The sequence below is a fragment of the Nocardioides sp. genome (genome assembly GCF_036374615.1).
Classification (GTDB): Bacteria; Actinomycetota; Actinomycetes; order Propionibacteriales; family Nocardioidaceae; genus Nocardioides.
Window position 1 is genome coordinate 34764 of record NZ_DASUTK010000235.1, and the last position, 20487, is coordinate 55250.

Annotated in this window: 18 protein-coding genes; 8 read left to right on the forward strand and 10 right to left on the reverse strand. The window is 70.1% G+C overall.

The features are described from left to right. Positions 1–3 precede the first annotated feature (3 nt). The gene (locus VFZ39_RS18455; protein WP_330867262.1) at positions 4–810 is read right to left on the reverse strand and encodes a hypothetical protein; all 807 of its coding nucleotides are present in this window, start codon (positions 808–810) and stop codon (positions 4–6) included. A gap of 158 nt (positions 811–968) precedes the next feature. Between VFZ39_RS18455 and VFZ39_RS18460 the strand changes: the two genes are divergently transcribed. From VFZ39_RS18460 to VFZ39_RS18470, 3 genes are all read left to right on the forward strand, one after another. Beyond that, the gene (locus VFZ39_RS18460) at positions 969–3914 is read left to right on the forward strand and encodes a helix-turn-helix transcriptional regulator (protein WP_330867263.1); all 2946 of its coding nucleotides are present in this window, start codon (positions 969–971) and stop codon (positions 3912–3914) included. Between the two features lie 75 nt (positions 3915–3989). Beyond that, entirely contained in the window at positions 3990–4316 is a 327-nt protein-coding gene (locus tag VFZ39_RS18465) for a hypothetical protein (RefSeq protein ID WP_330867264.1), read from the forward strand. Positions 4317–4325: 9 nt separating this feature from the next. Beyond that, the gene (locus VFZ39_RS18470) at positions 4326–5762 is read left to right on the forward strand and encodes a glycine hydroxymethyltransferase (protein WP_330867265.1); all 1437 of its coding nucleotides are present in this window, start codon (positions 4326–4328) and stop codon (positions 5760–5762) included. A gap of 185 nt (positions 5763–5947) precedes the next feature. Here VFZ39_RS18470 and VFZ39_RS18475 read toward each other — a convergent pair whose 3' ends face one another. Beyond that, positions 5948–7615, reverse strand: coding sequence for an acyl-CoA dehydrogenase family protein (locus tag VFZ39_RS18475; RefSeq protein ID WP_330867266.1), 1668 nt, complete (start codon positions 7613–7615; stop codon positions 5948–5950). 17 nt (positions 7616–7632) lie between these two features. Between VFZ39_RS18475 and VFZ39_RS18480 the strand changes: the two genes are divergently transcribed. Together VFZ39_RS18480 and VFZ39_RS18485 are read left to right on the forward strand one after the other, a co-directional pair. Further along, entirely contained in the window at positions 7633–8547 is a 915-nt protein-coding gene (locus VFZ39_RS18480; RefSeq protein WP_330867267.1) for a YihY/virulence factor BrkB family protein, read from the forward strand. A gap of 9 nt (positions 8548–8556) precedes the next feature. Next, on the forward strand, positions 8557–9663 hold the full coding sequence (locus tag VFZ39_RS18485; RefSeq protein ID WP_330867268.1) for a potassium channel family protein: 1107 nt from the start codon (positions 8557–8559) through the stop codon (positions 9661–9663). Positions 9664–9718: 55 nt separating this feature from the next. Here VFZ39_RS18485 and VFZ39_RS18490 read toward each other — a convergent pair whose 3' ends face one another. The 7 genes from VFZ39_RS18490 to VFZ39_RS18520 all read right to left on the reverse strand — a co-directional run bounded on the left by VFZ39_RS18490 (position 9719) and on the right by VFZ39_RS18520 (position 17220). Beyond that, the gene (locus tag VFZ39_RS18490; protein WP_330867269.1) at positions 9719–11014 is read right to left on the reverse strand and encodes an FAD-dependent oxidoreductase; all 1296 of its coding nucleotides are present in this window, start codon (positions 11012–11014) and stop codon (positions 9719–9721) included. Between the two features lie 58 nt (positions 11015–11072). Continuing rightward, positions 11073–13025: a PxKF domain-containing protein gene (locus VFZ39_RS18495; RefSeq protein WP_330867270.1), complete on the reverse strand. Its 1953-nt coding sequence runs from the start codon at positions 13023–13025 to the stop codon at positions 11073–11075. 228 nt (positions 13026–13253) lie between these two features. Next, complete coding sequence (locus tag VFZ39_RS18500; RefSeq protein WP_330867271.1) at positions 13254–14327, reverse strand: hypothetical protein; 1074 nt, start codon at positions 14325–14327, stop codon at positions 13254–13256. 75 nt (positions 14328–14402) lie between these two features. Next, the gene (locus VFZ39_RS18505) at positions 14403–14762 is read right to left on the reverse strand and encodes a hypothetical protein (RefSeq protein WP_330867272.1); all 360 of its coding nucleotides are present in this window, start codon (positions 14760–14762) and stop codon (positions 14403–14405) included. Positions 14763–14847: 85 nt separating this feature from the next. After that, positions 14848–15348: a hypothetical protein gene (locus VFZ39_RS18510; RefSeq protein ID WP_330867274.1), complete on the reverse strand. Its 501-nt coding sequence runs from the start codon at positions 15346–15348 to the stop codon at positions 14848–14850. Positions 15349–15590: 242 nt separating this feature from the next. Continuing rightward, entirely contained in the window at positions 15591–16625 is a 1035-nt protein-coding gene (gene glsA, locus VFZ39_RS18515) for a glutaminase A (RefSeq protein WP_330867276.1), read from the reverse strand. A 31-nt stretch (positions 16626–16656) separates the two neighbouring features. Continuing rightward, positions 16657–17220 carry a DUF1269 domain-containing protein gene (locus tag VFZ39_RS18520; protein ID WP_330867277.1) on the reverse strand — a complete coding sequence of 188 codons (564 nt, stop codon included), beginning with the start codon at positions 17218–17220 and terminating at the stop codon, positions 16657–16659. Between the two features lie 237 nt (positions 17221–17457). On the opposite strand from VFZ39_RS18520, the gene VFZ39_RS18525 reads away from it, so the two are divergent. Continuing rightward, on the forward strand, positions 17458–18327 hold the full coding sequence (locus VFZ39_RS18525; protein ID WP_330867278.1) for a hypothetical protein: 870 nt from the start codon (positions 17458–17460) through the stop codon (positions 18325–18327). A gap of 61 nt (positions 18328–18388) precedes the next feature. Here VFZ39_RS18525 and VFZ39_RS18530 read toward each other — a convergent pair whose 3' ends face one another. Then, positions 18389–19006, reverse strand: coding sequence for a MerR family transcriptional regulator (locus tag VFZ39_RS18530; protein WP_330867279.1), 618 nt, complete (start codon positions 19004–19006; stop codon positions 18389–18391). Positions 19007–19078: 72 nt separating this feature from the next. On the opposite strand from VFZ39_RS18530, the gene VFZ39_RS18535 reads away from it, so the two are divergent. Then, positions 19079–19486, forward strand: a complete 408-nt coding sequence (locus tag VFZ39_RS18535; RefSeq protein ID WP_330867280.1) for a hypothetical protein — start codon at positions 19079–19081, stop codon at positions 19484–19486. A gap of 37 nt (positions 19487–19523) precedes the next feature. Then, on the forward strand, positions 19524–20084 hold the full coding sequence (locus tag VFZ39_RS18540) for a GNAT family protein (protein WP_330867281.1): 561 nt from the start codon (positions 19524–19526) through the stop codon (positions 20082–20084). Positions 20085–20487: the final 403 nt, after the last annotated feature.

Here is a 20487-nt window from a genome sequence, read left to right on the forward strand (position 1 = left end):
CACTCACCCGACCGGCTCGAGGATGTTGCCGACCGTTCCGGGAACCCGGTTCAGCCGAACGTTCCTGAACTCCGGCTCGTGGTCGGTCAGGTCCGCGACGAGCGCGCGGCCGACGTGCGGGCTCGGGCAGAAGACCGTCTCGACGTCCCGCTGTCGCACGGTGACGACCGGGGTGCCGTTGACGTTGAACCGCACGAGGAACTCGAAGCCCAGGTTCTCGCTCGCCGGGACGTCGACGATAGTGCAGCTGAACGCCGCCTGCCCGTCGATGTCGACCCGCGGGATCCGTCGGCCGTCGGACCGGGTGAGCAGGAGCTCCCCGTTGGCCCTCTCCACGAACGGCGCGAAGATCATGGTGTCCCAGCCCTGGTGGCCGATGAACGCATCGCTGCCGTCCCCGGGCGCCCAGATGTTGATGTCCGCGCCCGGGTCGCCCAGCAGGACGTCACTGTTCGGCTGCGTGCCCTTCTCCGGACCGCCGACCAGGATGTCGGACGCCCCGCCGCCGAGCAGCGTGTCGTCACCGAGCTTGCCGATGAGCAGGTCGTCGTTGCCCCGGCCGAACAGCACGTCGGTGTTGTCCATGTGCTGCTTGGCGGTCACGCCGGGAGGCTGGATGAACGGGTTGTCGGCGTTGTCGTTGTCGCCGCCGATGTGCACGTCCTTGCCGGGCGTGCCCGGGAAGGTCAGGCTGGTGGCCGCCACGCTGGTGCCGAGCACGAGAGCGCCCGCGGCCAGTGCGGCGGCGGCGAAACGGCGCCTCCGACGCGTCGAGCCTGGCTCCGGACGGGTGCTGAGGTGGTGGGTCATCGCTGTTCCTTTCGTCGTATGAGCGATGTCGGCGACGCTACGAACCGGCGGGGCCGGTCGGCATCGGGAAGGCACCTCAGATCCGGACCCGACCCCCTCAGACCCGCCGTTCGGGAAACGCCGGTGACGGGGGAGCACCCAGGGCGCAGAATGGCGAGATGCAGGCGCAGGCCCCACCCGGCCTGGTCGGGCGGACGCGCATCCTCGGCCAGTTGTCCGACGCGCTGTCTCGCGCAGCCTCCGGGACTCCCACCGTCGTGGTCGTCTCCGGTGAGACCGGCGTCGGCAAGACCCGGCTGGTCGCGGAGTTCCTGGCCGGGGCGGAGGTCACGACGTTCGCGGGCGCCTGCGTGCCGGTGGCCGGCGAGCCACTCCCGTACGCCGCGCTGACCCAGGCCCTGCGCCGTAACGCCGGCCTTGGGGCGGTGCGACAGGAGACGCAGCGGTCACCCGAGCTCGCACGGTTGCTGCCCGGTGCCGCGTCGGCCGCGGCGGCGGACGCGGCTGTCGAGGACGAGGCCCGAACCGGCGCCAGCTCCCGGCTCCGCCTCTACCAGGCGGTCCTGGCGTTGCTGGGACGGCTGGGGGCCGGGCAACCGGTGGTGCACGTCGTGGAGGACGTCCACTGGGCGGATCGCTCCACCCTGGACCTGCTGGCGTTCCTGGCCACCAACCTGACCGACGAGCGGGTGCTGGTGCTGCTCACCTGCCGTGACGACGCCGTCGACGAGTCACGCACCCTCGACACCTGGCTCGCCGAGCTCGGCCGGATGAGGACGGTGCGGATCGAGCTGCCGCGCCTCGACCAGGGTGAGGTCGCCCGGCTCGTGGCGGGTCTGGGTGTGGAGCTCACGCCCGAGCAGCTCGACGAGACGTACCACCGCTCCGCCGGGAACCCGCTGTTCGTGGAGCAGCTGCTGCTCGCCGGCGACGAGCCGGGCCCGCTGCCGGCGAGCCTTCGCGAGCTGCTGCGCAGCCGCGTCGACCGGCTGCCCGAGGCGGCCCTGGCGGTGCTCCGCGCCGCAGCGGTCATCGGCCGCCCGGCCACCGTGTCACTCGTTGCTCACACGGTCGGGGACGCCGAGCCGGAGGTCGAGAGCAGGCTGCGACCAGCGCTCACGGCCAAGGTGGCCGAGGTACGCGACGACCGGGTGAGCTTCCAGCACCCCGCCTTCGGCGAGGTCGTGTACGCCGAGCTGCTTCCCGGTGAGCGCGCCAGGATGCATCGTGCGGCGGCCGAGGCGTTGGCGCGTGAGCCCGACCCGGCGCCGGTCGTGGCCGGTGAGATCGCCCGTCACTGGCACGCGGCCGGCGACCTCGAGCGCGCGTTGACGGCCTCGATCCACGCGGGCGCGTCGTACGAGCGCATGTACGCCTTCTCAGAAGCGTTCGCGAGCTTCGGTCGAGCCCTGGAGATCCTCGACCGGGTTCCGTCGGACGTCGACCGGGTCGACCTCGCCAGCCGTGCTGCCGAGTCGGCGAGCCTGATCGGTGAGAGCGCCGCCGCGGTCCGACTCCTCGAGCAGGCGATCGGCTTCGCCGACGACGAGCGCACGCGCGCTGCGCTCCTGGAGCAGCTCGGCGCGGTGCACCTGATCGCAGGAGACGCCGAGGGCTCGAGCAGCGCGTACCGGGCCGCGATGGAGCTGTTGCCCGACGACGAGCAGTCACCCCTCGTCGCACGCGTGTACGCCGGCTTCGCACTGCTGGCCGCAGGCTGGTCCTGGCTGGACGAGGCCGAGCTCGCCGGCTTCCGTGCCTTGGAGGTCTCGCGCCGGGTGGGCGCGCGGCGTGAGGAGGGAACGAGTCTCAATGCCCTCGGGATCGTCACCGCCACCCGCGGTGACCCGGACCGGGGGATCGCGCAGCTGCGCGACGCGCTCGACCTCGCGCGGGAGGTGCAGAGTCCGTACTCGGTGGGCGCGGCCTACGTGAACCTCAGCCACGTGCTCGCCTTCGCCGGGCGACTCGACGACTGCGCCGAGCTGTGCCGGGAGGGCATCGTCGAGCTGGGCCGCTACGGGCAGGACCGTCAGTTCGGGAGCATCCTGGTCACCAACGGCAGCGACGCGCTGATCAAGGCGGGGCGGCTCGCCGAGGCGGAGCCGCTGATCGCCGCCGCGATGGCCAGGCACCCGCGTGGGCTGATGGCGGCGCCGGTGCTGCTGGCGGCAGCGCGGCTCGCCGTGGCCCAGGGCAACCTGACCCTCGCGTGGGAGCGGTGCGAGCAGGCGCGAACCGTGATCGAGGCCGAGGGTGCCCCGCTCGGCTGGCTGCGCGAGATCACCGAGACCGCGAGCGACGTCGAGCTGTGGGCCGGCCGACCGGTCGCGGCGCTCGAGCTCGTGACCGACTGCTTGTCGGAGATCGCGGGGACCGACGAGGCGATGTTCGGGACCGGACTGGTGGCGCGAGGGCTGCGGGCCCTGGCGGACGAGGCGATCACCCACCGCGACCCGCAGTCACGGGAGCAGCGCGCTCCCGTGCGGGACCGGCTGCTCGCCGAGCTGGCCACGGTTCGGGGCATCCCCGGCTGGGACGAGCTGCCTGAGGCGGACGCGCTCGCACGGTTGTGTGCAGCCGAGCAGGCGCGACTGGACGAGGGAGCCGCGCCACCCGCCCTGTGGGCGGACGCGGCCGACGCCTGGGCGGCGATCGAGCGGCCGCTGCCGGCGGCCTACGCTCGGTGGCGCGAAGCCGAGTCGCTGCTCGCCGGCGGGATCGATGCCGAGTCGATCGCGGCGCTGCGACGGGTGCACGACACGGCCGGTGCGCTCGGTGCCGCGCGGCTCGTGGCCGAGGTCGAGAACCTCGCGACCTGGTACCGCATCGACCTGCTGCCGCCGGTCGAGGAGCGGGACGACCAGGGGGCCGACGCCCTGGCGGCGTACGCCCTCACCACCCGCGAGGTGGAGGTCCTGGCGGCGCTCGCCGAGGGCCGCACCAACAAGGAGATCGCGGAGGCCCTGTTCATCAGCGTCAAGACGGCGTCGGTCCACGTCTCCAACCTCCTGCGCAAGCTCGACGTCCCGGGGCGCCGGGAGGCGGCGCGGCTCGCGCACCGACTCGGCGTCACCGACTCCGACGCCGCCGCCGGGCTCTGAGCCGCGACCGCACCCATCTGAGGCCGGTTGCCGATGTCGCGGCCTGCCGCGGCTACCTACGGTGACGGTCGTCAGGTGCCGCTGGACCCGGGGGAGGTGATCATGGACCCGCACGACCTGCCCGTGCTCGCGGGCACGGTGTCGACCGTGATGTTCGTGATCAGCTACCTCCCGATGTTGGTCAAGGCGGTCACGACTCGTGACCTGGCGTCGTACAGCCTGGGCAACCTGGTGATCGCCAACGTGGGCAACGGAGTGCACTCCGTGTACGTGTTCAGCCTGCCCATGGGGCCGATCTGGTTCCTTCACGGGTTCTACCTGCTCGCGACGGCGTTGATGCTGGTGTGGCATCGCCGGTTCGCCGGCCGAACGGTCAGCCACGCGCCGGAGACGACGCCGTAGGGTGTCGCCATGTCCGACGCGACCATCAGCAGTGCGTACTCCCAGATCCTCGAGGTGATCGGCTCGGTCGAGCCCCGGATCGCCGACGCGACCCGCCAGGAGCTGGCCGACCAACGGTCCTCGCTCAAGCTGATCGCCAGCGAGAACTACGCGTCCCCTGCGGTGCTGCTCACCATGGGCAGCTGGTTCAGCGACAAGTACGCCGAGGGCACGGTCGGTCACCGCTTCTACGCCGGCTGCCAGAACGTCGACACCGTCGAGGCGGTGGCGGCCGAGCACGCCCGCGAGCTGTTCGGCGCGCCGTACGCCTACGTGCAGCCACACTCCGGCATCGACGCGAACCTGGTGGCCTACTGGTCGATCCTCGCGCACAAGGTCGAGGGCCCGTGGCTGCAGAAGTTCGGCGCGAAGAACGTCAACGAGCTCAGCGAGCAGGAATGGGAGACGTTGCGGGCGGAGTTCGGCCACCAGCGACTGCTCGGCATGAGCCTGGACGCCGGCGGGCACCTCACCCACGGGTTCCGTCCCAACATCAGCGGCAAGATGTTCCACCAGCAGCAGTACGGCACCGACCCCGAGACCGGCCTGCTCGACTACGACGCGCTGCGCGACAAGGCCCGCGAGTTCCAGCCGCTGGTGCTGGTCGCCGGCTACTCGGCGTACCCGCGTCGGATCGACTTCGCGAAGATGCGCGAGATTGCCGACGAGGTCGGCGCGGTGCTGATGGTCGACATGGCGCACTTCGCCGGCCTGGTGGCCGGCAAGGTGTTCACCGGCGACGAGGACCCCGTCCCCCACGCGCACATCACGACGACCACGACCCACAAGTCACTGCGAGGACCCCGTGGCGGCATGGTGCTGGCCCAGGAGGAGTTCGCAGGCGACGTCGACCGCGGCTGCCCGATGGTGCTCGGTGGCCCGCTCTCCCACATGATGGCGGCGAAGGCAGTCGCGCTCGCCGAGGCCCGGACCGACGCCTTCCGGACCTACGCCCAGTCGGTCGCCGACAACGCGAAATCCCTCGCCGAGGGCTTCCTCAGCCGCGGCGCCACCCTCGTGACCGGCGGAACCGACAACCACCTGGTCCTGCTCGATGTGACGTCGTTCGGCATCACCGGCCGCCAGGCGGAGTCCGCCCTGCTCGACGCCGGCATCGTGACCAACCGCAACTCGGTCCCGGCCGACCCGAACGGTGCGTGGTACACCTCCGGAGTCCGGCTCGGCACGCCGGCGCTGACCACGCGTGGCTTCGGCCACGACGAGTTCGACCGGGTGGCCGAGCTGATCGTCGACGTCCTGCAGAACACCGCGCCCGGGACCACCAAGGCAGGCGGGCCGTCGAAGGCGTCGTACACCCTCGAGGACGGGGTCGCGGACCGGGTCAAGGACGCCTCGGCCGACATGCTCGAGCGCCACCCTCTCTATCCCGGTCTCGATCTGGCGTGATTTTCATCGACCAGAGCCAACGACCGGCGTAGCATCGCTCTCACCTACAGCGGGTCGGGGGGTGGCCGCTGTCCCCGCGCTGCCCCACACCGGCTGACGGGTAGCGCGCTCCCGCGTGATGCTCCTCCACGGCCCACGGTGCGAGGACCCACCGGGAGCGTGCGTACGTCCGGTCTGGCCGGGGGTCACGCATCCACAGTAGGCGTGGCCCGGTCGACGATCGCTCGCAGGCCGCCGCTGGTGAGCGTGCCGTACGTGCCGTCGTACGCCGTGCCGAGCCGCGAGCCGCAGAAGGCGTCGGCCACCTCCGCCGGCGCGAAGCGCACCAGCAGCGAGCCCTGCAGACAGGCCGCCATCCGCCCTGCGAGACGGCGAGCCGAGCCCTCAGCTGCGGCGTCGTCACCGAGCAGCCGAAGCGTGTCGTCGATCGCCCGGTCCAGCCGCTCGTCACCGCCTCGTGCCTCCCCGACCTCAGTGAGCCAGGCGTCGAGCACCTCCGGCTCCCGCGACAGCGCGCGGAGCACGTCGAGAGCGTTGACGTTGCCCGAGCCCTCCCAGACGGAGTTGAGCGGCGCCTCGCGGTACAGCAGCGGCAACCCGGAGTCCTCGACGTAGCCGTTCCCGCCCAGGCACTCCAGTGCCTCGGCGACCATCCCGGGGGTGCGCTTGCAGACCCAGAACTTGGCGAGCGGGAGCGCGATCCGGCGCAGCGCCGCCTCGCGCGGGTCGTCGATCCGGTCGACCGCTGCCGCCAGCCGGATCGCCAATGCCGTGGCCGCCTCGGTCTCGACGGCGAGGTCGGCCACCACGTTCTGCATGAGGGGCTTGTCGACCAGCAGCGAGCCGAAGGCGGAACGGTGGGCGACGTGCCACGCGGCCTCGTTCAGCGCCCGCCGCATCAGCGAGGTCGACCCCAGCACGCAGTCGAGCCGGGTCGCCGCCACCATCTCGATGATGGTGCGGACCCCACGGCCCTCGTCGCCGAGCCGGTAGGCGAGCGTGCCGGAGAACTCCAGCTCGCTCGAGGCGTTCGACCGGTTGCCGAGCTTGTCCTTGAGCCGCACCACGTCGATCCGGTTCCGCGTGCCGTCTGCCAGCACGCGGGGGACCACGAAGCACGTGACCCCTGCCTGCCCTCCGGCCTGCATGGCTTGTGCCAGCACCAGGAAGACGTCGTTCATCGGAGCCGAGGTGAACCACTTGTGCCCGTGCAGGGTGTACTCGCCGTCGACGGCGGTCGGCTCCGCCCGGGTAACGTTCGCCCGGACGTCCGACCCGCCCTGCTTCTCGGTCATGCCCATCCCGGCGAGGGCGCCGCGCTTGGTCCCGAGCGGACGCAGTCCGGGGTCGTAGGTCGTCGACGCCAGCAGCGGCGTCCACTCCTTCGCGAGTGCATCGTCGGCCCGGAGCGCCGGCACAGCGGCGTACGTCATCGACACCGGGCAGCCGTGCCCGGGCTCGGTGTGGGACCACGCCATGAAACCGGCGGCCCGCCGGACGTGCGCGTACGGCGAGTCGGACTCCCACGGCGCGGCGGCGAGGCCCTGGCCGACCGCCCGCTCCAGCAGCCAGTGCCACGACGGGTGGAACGCCACCTCGTCGACCCGGTTCCCGAACCGGTCGTACGGCGTGAGTCGAGGCGGGTTCTGGTTGGCCAGCAAGCCGTGCTCGCGAGCCTCCTCGGTGCCGGCGAGTGCCCCGATGCCGGCGAGGTCGTCGACCACGTCGGCGGCTGCGTGCCGAGAGACCGCCTCGACCAGTGGCGCGTCGGAGGTGACCACGTTGTGCCCGGCGAGCGGGGGCGGCTGGTTCGTGCTGGCGCGCAGGTCGCCTCCAGGGATCCCGGTGGTCATGTGGATACCGTAGGCGCATGCGGGAGGTGCTGTGGCGACTGGTCGTCACCACGTTCGGCTCCTGCATGAGATATCGCGTGACAGGGCTGGCGGCGGAGGCGGCGTTCTTCGCGATCCTGTCTGTCCCGCCGCTCGTCTTCGCGATGGCGGGGATGATCGGCTATGTCACCGACCAGTTCTCCCAAGGTGATGTCGAGCAGGTCCGCCAGGCCGTGATCGACCTGTCCGGCCGGGTGCTCACCGAGGGCGCGGTCAACAGCGTGATCGTGCCGACGATCGACGATGTGCTGGCGGGCGGTCGGTTCGACGTGATCTCGCTCGGCTTCATCCTCGCCCTGTGGTCGGGTTCGCGTGCCCTCAACGTCTTCGTCGACACCATCACGATCATGCACGGGCTCGGCGGGCACCGGGGGATCGTCAAGACCCGCGCGCTGTCCTTCGTGCTCTACATCCTGGCCATCGTCACCGGCGTACTGACGATCCCGTTGGTGGTCGCCGGCCCCTCCTTGGTACGCCGGGCGCTGCCCGAAGGCGCCGACTTCCTCGTCCAGTTCTACTGGCCGACCGTGATCGTGCTGTCGATCTGCTTCCTGGCGACGCTGTACCACGTGTCGGTGCCGGTCCGGACCAACTGGAGCTTCAACCTGCCGGGTGCCACCTTCGCGCTGGCCGCGTGGATCGTCGGGTCCTTCCTGCTGCGCTGGGTGCTGACCGAGACGGCTGCCGACTCGAAGTCGATCTACGGTCCGCTGGCCTCGCCGATCGCCGTGTTGCTGTGGCTCTACCTGCTCTCTCTCGCGGTGCTGGTCGGCGCTGCCGTCAACGCGGCCTTCGACTCCGTCTTCCCGCAGAAGGCGACCACCAGCGCGCGCCTGGAACTCGTGCAACGCCTCAGGGACCGGATGACGCCCGGGACGCGCACGAGCGACTAGATTCAGCGCGTGGCCGGAGATCTGCTGGACCAGAGCGTGGGGAGCGCGCGGGGCACGGTCTCCCTCCCCGATCAACCCCGATCTCCGTGGTGGGAGCTCGGCCGCCGGCTGCTGGCGGCGCTCGCGATCCTGCTCGGGACCGTCATGCTCGTCTACGTCGACCGCGCTGCGTACGTCGACAACAACGACCTCCCGGGCCGGGCCGTCGGCCTGATCGACGCGTTCTACTACTCGACCGTCACCCTGAGCACCACCGGCTACGGCGACATCGCCCCGGTGGAGCCCCACGCCCGGCTGCTCAACGCGTTCATCATCACCCCTGCCCGCATCGCGTTCCTGGTGCTGCTGATCGGTACCACCCTGGAAGTGCTCGCCACCCAGGGCAGGGAAATGTTTCGGGTCGCCCGATGGAGGAAGAACATGGGAGATCACGTCGTCATCGTCGGCTACGGCACGAAGGGCCGCAGCGCCGTCGAGACCCTCGTCAACAACGGGTACGACCGGGACAACATCGTCGTGGTCGACAGCAGCCCGCTCGCGAAGACCGATGCCAACAACGACGGCCTCACGGTGATCCCCGGCGACGCCACCCGGCGCAGCACCCTGCGGACCGCGGGCGTGGGGCGGGCCAGCCAGGTCATCATCACCACCGACCGTGACGACTCGAACGTTCTCGCGACACTGACCGTCCGCCAGCTCAACCCCGACGCGTGGATCGTGTCCTCGGTGCGGGAGCAGGAGAACGCGCCCTTGATGAAGCAGTCCGGCGCCAACTCCGTGATCACCTCCTCCGACGCGGTCGGCCGGCTGCTCGGCCTCTCGTCCCTGTCGCCGATGCTCGGGTCGGTGATGGAGGACCTGCTGACCTACGGCGAGGGGCTCGAGGTGGCCGAGCGGGACCTGCTGGTCTCCGAGGTGGGACAGCAGCCGCAGTCGTTGCCGGACCAGGTGATCGCCGTGGTCCGCGACGAGAAGGTCTACCGCTACTTCGACCCGGTGGTCACCCAGCTCTCGCGCGGTGACCGGTTGATCGTCGTGCGGCCCGCCAAGGAGCTGCCCTGGGCGCCCCGACCCGGCACGCACGACGAGGACTTCGCGGCCGACGAGGAGGACTGAGCGGGCGCGGCTCTGCCGGGTTTCTCCGGCTGAGCGGGGAACCCGTCGGACGCTGTCAGCCCAAGACGCTGCGGGGGCGGTCGGCGGCAACCGGCCGCCGGCGGGACCACGCCGACAGGTCGACCTCGCGACCGGTGCGCGGCAGGGTGAGCCGGACCGGGTCGCGGTCGTGGTCGTGCCCCGCCTCGACCGCGTCGATCAGCGTCCGCATCAGGGTGCCGACGACCGGGGCGTTCTTGAACTGGTTGCCGCTGGTGCCGATCGCGACGTAGAACCCCGGCCGGTCGGTGCGGTCGTAGATCGGCGCCCAGTCGGTGGTCACGTCGTACACCCCGGCGATGCCGACCGGCCGGTTCGGCACCGCGAGGTCCGGGAAGCGGCGGGCGGCGCGCAGCACCTGCGCCTCGAACACGGGCACGGTCGGGTGCGGGTTGACGACGTCGGCGTCGTCGAGCCACTCGGGCGGGTCGCACTCGGGCTCCATGCCGCCCACGATCATCCGGCCCGGACCCGCGGGCCGGGTGTAGATGCCGAGATCGGGGTCGGCGACGATGACGCGCGGATCGGTGCCAGCGGTCGCGAGCTCGTGCACCTCCTGGCGCATCGGCCGAGTGGTGACCGTGAAGTCCGACCCTGCTCCGGCGAGGGCGTTGACCCGGCCCGACCACGGACCGGCTGCGTTGACGACGACGTCGGCGTCGTAGGTGTCGCCATCGGCCAGCACCACCCGCCACCGCCGCGGCCCGTCAGATCCGAGCGCGACCACCTCTCGGTGGAGCAGGATGGTGGCACCCTGCGCGGTCGCGGCGACCGCGAGATTCTGGGCCGCCAGAGCCGGGTCGCCGACATAGCCCGCGTCGGGGGTGAAGGTCCCGGTCAGGGAGCCGTGTGCCTCGGCGAAGAACGCGTCGGACTGAACCGGGGCGGGGGGTCCGAAGGCACCGGTGTCGAGGTGGGGGAGCCGAGCCGCGATCTGCTCGGTGTCCCACCACTCCCACGGCACGCCGACCTGGTCGAGGAGCGCCGTCACGGGGGCGGAGGCGCCGGGCGTTCGGTCGAGCACCAGCATCCCGGTCTGCTCGAGCCGCGCCAGTCCGGCTGGGTCGACGTGCCCGAGGTGACCGGCCCAGTCGTGCCAGCCGTGGAGCGCCTCCCAGGCCAGAGCCACGCCGGCGTACGTCGAGTAGTGGAACCGCACGATTCCGCTGGACGCGCTGGTGGAACCGTGGCCGGCACCGCCGGCCTTGTCGATCACCACGACGTCGCGTCCGCCCCGGGCCAGCTCCAGGGCGATCGAGGACCCCAGGACCCCGGCACCGATCACGACGGCATCGGCCGACCGGTCCACCACGCGTACCTCCCTCGTACAGGTGGTCCAATCCTGGCACGCGGGGCGGAGCCGGTCGGTGTTACTTGGTGACCTTGAACAGTGCCTCGATGGCGGTGCCGTCGAGGGCCGTCATGGTCGCGCGGTAGCACCCGACAGCGGTCGGGACCTTCCAGTTCTGGATGAACTGGCCACCTGTGACGTCATACCGCAGGCTGGTGCTCCCGCTCGTCAGCATCTCGATCTCGTCCGAGGCGAGCATGTTTTCGCACTGCACGCTCCGGTAGTTGAACGACTTGATGCTGGCGATGCTCGTGAGCTCGTTCGTGCCGGCGAACAGCTCGAACTTGAGTGGGACGGTGCTGCCGCCCTTGACCTTGTTCCACACCCCGTTCATGTCGACCGGGCTGTAGAAGCCCTGTGCAGTCCACGCGTTGACCGTGTAGGTGCGGCTGACGGTCGTCGTGTTGCCTGCCTCGTCGGTCACCGTGGCGGTGACGGTGTGGGTCCCGACACCGGTGGCGTAGCCCGACACCGTGCAGGGCTCCGCGATGCCGGACGTCGCGTCCGACGCCTCGCAGGTCGGGGCAGCCGGCACGCTGCCGAAGTAGTGGCTGCTGCCGTCGTCAGGACCGTCCACCAGGTTCACCGACGGAGCGACCGAGTCGACCTTGACTGCGACACTCTTGGCTCCGGAGCCTGTGACGTTGCCGGCCAGGTCCCTGAACTCGGGGCTGTGCAGCGTCATCGAACCCTGTGCGCCGCCGCTGGTGACGATGCCCGGGTTGGTGCTGGCAACGCCGGAGGTGGCATCCGTCGCGGTGAAGCTGGCCGACACGTCGCTGGTGTACCAGCCGTCGTTGCCTTCGGTACCGGACAGGTCGGCATCGCCGACCGTCGGAGCGGCGGTGTCGATCTTGAACCCCGGACTCGAGACCACATCGGCCACAGTGGTGTTGCCGGCACGGTCGGTGAAGGCAGGGTTGCCGATGCTCACGGCGTGGCCGTCACCACTGCTCGTGGCCGTCGCGGACGCCGAGCCGGCCACGCCCGAGAAGCCGTCGGTGGCCGTGAACGTCGCCGTCACGTCACCGACGTACCAGCCGTTGTCACCCGGGGTGCCAGTGGCGCTGTCGTAGGCCACCACCGGGGCGTTGCCGTCACGTTTGATCGTGACGCTCACGGGGCCGGCGGTGCCTCCGCTGCTCGTGGCCGAGCACGTGTACTCCGTGGCGAGCTGGTCGGCGGTGATGGTGACGTCCTCGCACCCGTCGAGCGCGAGCGACCTCGGCGAGTCGCCCTCTGCAACGGTCCAGTCAAGGACCGGGCTGCCCGTCCACCAACCGTCGAGCCCGTCCGGGTCCGGGGGACTGATCGTGTAGCTGATCTCCGGTGCGCTCTGGTCGACGATCGAGTACGTCGCAGACACCGTGCTCGTGAGACCGCCCGTGTCGGTGTACGAGCAGGTGGTGGTCACGTTCCCGAGGCCGTCAGGATCAAGCGTGCCTGTGATGGTCGGCGCCGGGTTGCTGGGGCCGTCCTCGGCGTCCGTCACCGAGCACCCGGGCGGCGGTACATCGCCGACCTGGTAGCTGGCGCCGTTCGTCACCCCGGTGACCGACACCTGCGGTGCCGTGTTGGCGGGAGCGGCGACGTTCACCGTGAACGTCGCGGGCGCGAAGTTGAACGTCGCACCCGTGTTGTTGCTCGTCTGGGAGACGGTGACCGTGGTCGTACCGGCGCTGACGGGTGTCACGTTGACGATCTTCGTGTCGCCACAGGCCGTGAAGGTGCTGTTGCTGATACTGACGGTGGCTACCGCAGGATTACTTGAGGCGACGGAGACGCCCAAGGTCGTGGAACCCGTCAGGTTGCAGCCCGACTTGCCATCGCCGCCCGTCGGCTGGACAAACAACGTCGTCGTGCCGTTCGCGCCACCGACGTTGAGCGTCATCAGCTCGGCAGTGGCGTCGATGGTCTCGTCGACGTCATTCGCGATGTCGTCGGCCGCGGCGATCCCCGCGCTCGTGAACATGAGCGCCACCGCTAGCACGGCCGCGGCGACTGTCCGGGTCCGCGTGAAGATTCCAAGCATGTGCAATGACCCCCACAGTCAGTTGTGCGGCCGTCCCCCGGCCGCACGGTGATTGTGCGTCAGTTCCGCATGGTCTGTCCGGGAGTCGGCGAGATCGGCCGATTATTTGTCCAAGCGCCCGAACAGCGTCGGGACCGCCGACGATCCGCGTGACTCGACGGGGTGTCCTCAGGTGGGCTCGCGGGCCGCGGCGGCTGCGTCCCGCGTTGCCCGGATCGGGAGCCACCGGTCGTGCAGGCTCGTGAGCAGCGACAACATCACGAGGAAGAAGATGCTGCCACTGAGATTCACGTCGGCGGGGCCGATCAACCAGTTGGCCACCAGGACCAGCCCGATGTTGGTCGCGAGGCGGGTGGCGAAGACGGCCGCCGCGGACTCGAGGGTCATCGACCGGCGCGCGGTCGCCAAGGAGATGGCCGCGTTCACGACGACGAGCAGGCCGATACCGACCGCGAGCTCGAGGTTGCTGGCGCGCACGCCGGGCACGGTCTGGGCGAAGATCACCGACAGCAGCGAGACGAGCGCGACCTTCTCGAACGTCGCCCAGGACCAGACGCGGGTGTGCTCGGCATGCCACGCCGCCCGCTCGACTCCCTCGTCCATCTCCTCGGGCAGCGGATCGGCGGCGACCCGGATCGGCCAGTCGGGCTCCGGTGTGCGCGGCCGCACCACGAACCACAGGATGGCCGCGAGCCCGAGCAGCAGCGTCACGAGCAGCGGCCATGCCCACGAGTACTCCGCCAGGGTGTCCGTCACGTCCAGCTGCGCGACGTGGATCCAGTACTCCTGCGGAAGCTTGACGAAGATCCAGATGGCGGCGGCCACGAGCACCCAGGTGGCGAACAGCAGCCGCACCGGGTTCCACCGCGACCTGACGGTCTCGTAGGCGATGAAGTAGTACTCGAAGGTGTTGGGGAACACCAGCAGGAGCGCGCGTACCTGCGCCAGCTCGAAGGCAACCACGCCCACGAGCCGGTAGAAGTAGAGGAAGCGACCTACGGCGAACCCCGGCCGGCTGGTCCAGTTGCGCAGCGTGGTCAGGTACGCGATGGCCAGGTAGAAGACGTCCATCGCCTTGTCGTAGCTCTGGTACCCGGGCGGGTCGTAGCCGAACGCCTGGAAGATCGACTGGTCGATGCCGTCGAGCACCAGGCAGGCGATGATGCCGGGGAGCGGGTAGCGGGGGATCGTGAGCGGCAGCAGGAAGCGGGCACCCACCACCGCGACGAACACGAAGATCACGCCCGTACTCTGCCGCTTCCGGCTCTCCACAACCAGAACCGGCCATGGTCGGCGGCGTGTCGGCCGAGGTGACCTTCAGAGCGCCTTGGCGTCGGCGCGCAGCTCGTACGGCTCCTCGACGATCCGGTGCCGGTGGTGCGAGCGGACGAACATCGCGACCAGGACGGCCGCCGCCGCGGCGTACCCGACCCACGCGAACGGCGCCCCGACGAACAGCCCGAAGGTGGTGGCCGCGGCGACGATGATCAGCCGGGCCCACATGACGTCGAGCGGACGGCGGGCGATGAGGTCGAGGCAGAGCCACGCCACGAGCACCCCGACCATGCTCAGCACGAGCACGTCGAGCGGACGCAGGTCGCCGCGGACGTCATGGAGGAACGTCATGCCTGCGAGCGCGACAGCGAGGGCGACGACGCCCGATGCAGCCCATTTCACAGAGGGGACAGTAGGGGCGCGCGAACCTGCTCGTACGGAGAATCCGTGAACTGTTAACGAGTTCGCCGGACGGGTTCGTGGTCGCTCACGCGGCGAGCGTCGGGTTCGAGGTCGGTTCCGACTTCGGCGAGGTCGTCCGCATCCCGGTCCGGGCCGTCACGGTGAAGGCTCCGGCGGCGACGACGTAGAACACGAGGTCTGCCGCGATCTTGCCGACGACCAGTCCCCACACCGGACTTCCGAGCAGCCAGATTCCCAGGGTCATCGCGGCAGGTCGCACCAGCAGCGTGTCGAGCAGCTCGGCAGCGCCGAACTCCGCGGTGAGCAGCACCAGGGTCCGCCCGAGGATGCGTGCGACCTGCCTGCCACCCGGCTGCGCCCGCTGCTCGCGGTAGACCATGGCGCCGAGGACCAGGTAGAACCCGACGATCTCGCCGAGCGCGGCGGCGTAGGCGATCGCCGCCGGGCTGCTCGTCGCGGTACTGGCGGCGAGCCCGCCTCCGAGGAGCGTCGCCGAGCCGGCCAGTTCGGCCGGCAGGTAGCGCCGGACCCAGAACGGCAGGCCGTGGCGTTCGCTCGCGGGCATGTGAGGAGGAGGCCCAGCCCGTCGACCTGATACATCGGTCCCGACCGCGCGAGTACGAAAGCGGCCGCCGGCACCAATTGCCGTGGTGCCGGCGACCGCCGTTCGGCCCGCGCTCCCGACGAGAGGCGGAAAACGAGGCGGACCTCGCGGGAAACCCACCACCGGGAGCAGCGCTGCAGCACCAAAATATCACCGCCGTCACGACGATTGACCCACACGCGATCAACGATGCCGAGCTCTCGCTAGGTCGGCACGCTCCCTTCCGCTGGAACAGACGCGAAGAGGTTGAGACCGAGCCGTTCCGCGAGGTACTTGGTCGCCAACTGGCCCCGGATGCTGTTTCCGGCGCCGTCGAGGGGTGGCGAGTACGTGGCCAGCCCTCCCTTCCCTGGGGAGACCGTCACGATGCCACCGCTGACGCCGCTCTTGCCCGGAACCCCTATCTGGTAGAGCCAGTCGCCCGAGAGCTCGTAGAGTCCTGCGCTGGCCATCACGGCCAGCACCCGCCGGCACACGCCAGGCCTGACCACCGTGCGGCGGGTGATCGGGTTCACTCCGCCGTTCGCCAGCGTCGCCGCCATCACGGCGAGGTCGTGGACCGTCACGTCCAGTGAGCACTGGCGGGTGTAGATGTCGGTAGCCTCGTCAGGGTCGAAGTACAGGCGTCCGTAGCTCTTGAGCAGATGGGCAATGCCCTGGTTGCGCAAGTTGGTGGCCGACTCGGATGCGTAGACCTCCTCGTCGACGGTGAGCTCGCGGCCTGCGAACAGCGACAGGCCTTCCCGAATCGACTCCCACTTCTCGTCACGCGTGGCCCCCGTCGCGAGACTGGTGGTGGCGATGGCGCCGGCGTTGACCAGCGGGTTCATCGTCCGGTCGACGTTGAGCTCGACGGCCATGAGCGAGTCGAACGGCAGCCCGGTGGAATTGACGCCGAGCCGCAACCGGGCCGCTTCGTACCCGAGTGCATCGCACACCAGAGCGAACACGAACGGCTTGGAGACGCTTTGTATCGAGAACCTGGCACCGATGTCCCCGATCTCGAAGGATCGGCCTCGAGGTCCGACCACGGCTATCCCGAACAGGTCCGGCGATGCCTGGGCCAGCACGGGGATGTAGTCCGCGACGGTGCCACTGTCGTTGTCGCGGTATCGGGCGTAGGCATCGGTGACCAGCTGTCGGATCTCCGCGCGCCTCGGGAGCTCGCCGGTTGACACGCGTGGGGGCGTCGTCTCCTCGTCGAACGGGAGGGTCTCGTTCATGGTGAGGTCTGTCATGGTGGCCCCCGCGGGTTCACGCCTCTCGGGGTCAGGCGTTGTCCTGCTGCGCTTCCTTGGCGGCTGCCTTGATGTCGTCGGCCTCGACCTTGTTGATGGCGGACTCGACGATGGCGTCGGCCCGTTCGAGTGCCCGCCGGATCTTCACCTCGCCGGGGTCGGAGACCAGGGCCACCAGGCCGGAGTGGCCGGGCGGGATGGCGTCCTGGAGCTGGTCTTCGAGCTCGCCGTGATGATGGCGCTGACGCAGCTTGCCGGCGAGAGCGCCGACGGAGCCGGTCACGGCGGCGCTCCCGAGGATCGACGGCGGGAAGATCACACCGAGCGCGATGCCACCGACCACGCCCCACTTGAGACCGGACTTCGTGCTGTGGTCGGTCGCCTTCTGTACCTCCAGCTTGCCCTCAGCTGAGCGGTTGACCACGATCACGCCTTCGATCTCGACGGTGCGGCCATCCTCGACGGACTTGAGGGTCTCATACGCTTCCCAAGCCGTGCTGGTGTCGCTGAAGTCCGCGACGAGGAGGGTGTAGGCGCCGTCAGAGACGGCGGCGGCTCTCATTCCGAGGTCGGGGTTCTGGTTCTCGTCTGACATGCGAGGAGCTCCTTGTCTGTGGGGTTCCCACTCTCGGCCTCCCCACGGTCCACGTCCTCATCCGCTACGGGTGGACCAGTCGTCACGCGCCGTCGTCAGTGCCGCCGAGCTGGCGGGTGACGGCTTCGTGGTCCCGATCCATGGGTCCAATGGCCCTGCCCGCCTGCGGCGAGTGGAGGAACCATGGAGATGGTCCTGGAGCCTTCCCCGGGTGGATCGGAGGACGAGATGGATGCCATGACGACGGTGGAGCGCCCGGCGCTGGGCAGCACCGCGCCACCGACGTACCTGCGCCGGCTGGCCGTGCTCCTGGGCATCGTGTCCGCAGCCGCCGCAGCCCTCACGGCCTTCGTTCCTGATGTCCTGGTCGGGACTCCGGTCATGAACGGTTCGGCGCGCGGCACTGCACTGGTCGTGCTGTTCGTGGCGTTGCCCGTCCTCGCCGGGTCGACGCGCTCCGCACACCGGGGCTCGACGCGGGCGCTGGCCGTGTGGGTGGGGGTCGCCGGCTACCTCACCTACAACGCCGTGATGTTCTGTATCGCCACGCCGTTCAACCGGCTGTTCCCGCTGTACGTCGCCATGCTCTCGCTGAGCATCTTCCTGCTGGCCGGCCTGGGGGTCCACGCGGCACGTGCGGGTCGCCATCTCACCGCTGGCCGATGCCCCCGGTGGATCGCCGTCTACATCGCGGTGGTCGTCGTGCTGAACGGTCTCCTGTGGCTCCGCGGAGTCGCTGCCGCCGTGATCGCGGACGACCCGATGTCGTTCCTCGCGGGGAGCGGACTGACCACCAACCCCGTGTACGTGCAGGACCTGGCGTTCTGGCTGCCCGTGATGGGGTGGCTCGCCTACAGCGTGGCCACTGCGCGCCGGGATCGGTGGGTGCTGGTGGCCGGGGGACTGGTCTTCTGGGTGATCGAGGGCCTCGGCGTCGCCGTCGACCAGTGGATGGGGTACCGCGCGGATCCCACGACGGTGTGGGCCACCGCGGGCGCCGTCTGGCTGTTCGTCGTGACGACCGCCATCGGGCTGGTCCCTGCGTGGGCCGCACTGCGCGAGCTCCCGAGCCGTGCCGCTGCCGACGTGTCGCGGCTACGGACGTGATGGGCAGGCGTCACACAGCCTTCGGCGCGGTCGTCGTCGCCTCAACTCACGCCGCACCCGGTCAGCGTCGGCGGCGCAGAGCCCGGGACGAGACGTGCTCGTGCGCCATCCGGCGGAGCGCCAGCAGCACCGGCTCGATCAGAACCGTGCGCAGCACCGTCTGTCGAACCGCGGTCTCGCTCGAGGTCGTGTCGATCGTGGGCACCTCCACCTCGGCGAGCCCGCTGACCGTCTCGGCGTAGCCGCTGAGGGCATCGTCGGGAAGTGCGTCGTCGGCGTCGTCCAGCGCATCCAGCGCCCGGGCCAGGACCGTGCGGTTGACGCTGTCCGGGGCGACCCGCCAGCGGCGTCGACGGATCAGGGCATCCACTCGCTCCAGGGAACGGGCGCTCGGGGAGGGGCCGACCGGCGAGATGGCCGACTGGGCGACGCCGAGGACCTCGTGAAGCGGGGTGCCGGAGTCGTCGACGGCCGCCAGCACTCGATTGACGTCGGCCAGTCGTAGCCCGCCGACCTCGACCAGCGCGCGGATCAGCCGGAGCCGGCGTACGTGATCCTCGGAGTAGATGGCGCGGGTGGCGCCGGTCGCCTCACCCGGCGGCAACAAACCCTCGCGGAGGTAGTACTTCACGGTCGGTACCGGCACGCCGGACCGGGCGGCCAGCTCGGACATCCACATGCAAAGAGTTTGACATTGGATAGTGCTACTCGCCAATACTGGGTACTCGCGCTATCCAAAGGAGAATGAATCGTGGAACTCTTGTCCAGCGAGTCGCAGGTGCTTGCGGGGATCCTGTTTCTCGCCCTGGTCACCGTGGAGTCCGGTGGCCTGTACCTGATGCGTCTGGTGCGAGGGAAGGATCAGGTGACCCCCTTCCAGATGTCGTTCGCACGTGCCGGGCACGCCCACGCCGGCGTGCTGCTCGTGCTGGCCCTGGTGTGCCAGCCGTACGTCGACGCGACCGGGCTCGACGGGGTGCTCGGTTGGCTGGCGCGCAGCGGCGTCGCCGTCGCCGCGCTGCTGATGCCCGGGGGCTTCTTCTTCAGCTCGATGGGCAAGGGGCGTACTCAGCCGAACGGCTTCATCGTCATGGTCTTCCTCGGCGCCGCGCTGCTCGCGGTCAGCCTGACCAGCCTCGGCCTCGGGCTGCTTCTCTGAGGGTGTCGCCGCGTACCTGCCTGGTTGACTGACGCCCATGCCGCTGCCGACTCCCACGCTGCAGACCGCTCGGCTGCTCCTGCGGCCCTTCGAGGACTCGGACGCCGACAACCTGTTCGCGCTGCAGAGCAATGCGTACGTCCTGCGCTACTGGGACTCGCCACCGTGGGTTGAGCGTTCCCGGGCTGACGGGTTCATCGAGCGGTGCCGGCAGATGGCGTCGGAGGGGACGGGCGCGCGACTGGCCGTGGAGCGCCGGTCGGACGGCGCGTTCCTCGGCTGGTGCGGCCTGAGCTCGTGGAACCCGGACTACCGCAGCGCCTCGCTGGGCTACGTCTACGGCGAGGCGGCGTGGGGTCACGGCTACGCGACGGAGGCCGCCGCCGCGCTGCTGGGCTGGGCGTTCGACTCGTTGGACCTGAACCGCGTCCAGGCTGAGACGGACACCCGCAACGCGGCCTCCGCCCGCGTACTCGAGAAGCTCGGCTTCGTACGTGAGGGCACGCTGCGGGAGGACTGCATCGTGAACGGCGACGTGTCGGACTCGTGGGTCTACGGCTTGCTCAGGCGTGAGTGGCGGTCCCCGTCCGACGGGTGACCGCTCCGGCGGCTCGGTGCCGCGACTCTCAGAGGGCCCCGCCGGCACCGCGGGCAACTGTCCCCGCTTCGTGGTCCTCGTAACCGCACCGCAGACAGCGGATGAAGGTGCCGGTGGGCTCTCCATCAGGAGAGGGGGTCTGTCATCGACGCTACGCCCGTCGTGCCCCTCGACAACCGCGACGAGCAACGCCTACGGAGGTTGAGATAGTCGGCCCCGGAGGTCGAGGTAGTGGGCCCGGTGGTTGAGGTGCGAGGGCCGTCCAGGCCCGAGCCTCGAAACCCCCGGGCATGGGTCGCCAAAGTCAGCCTCGAAAGGGTTCGCGAAGATGCGCGGAAACCCCTGTGGAATAAGGGGATTCCGGCACCCCGGTTGTCAGTGGTGGCTGCTTGGGTAGAGGCAT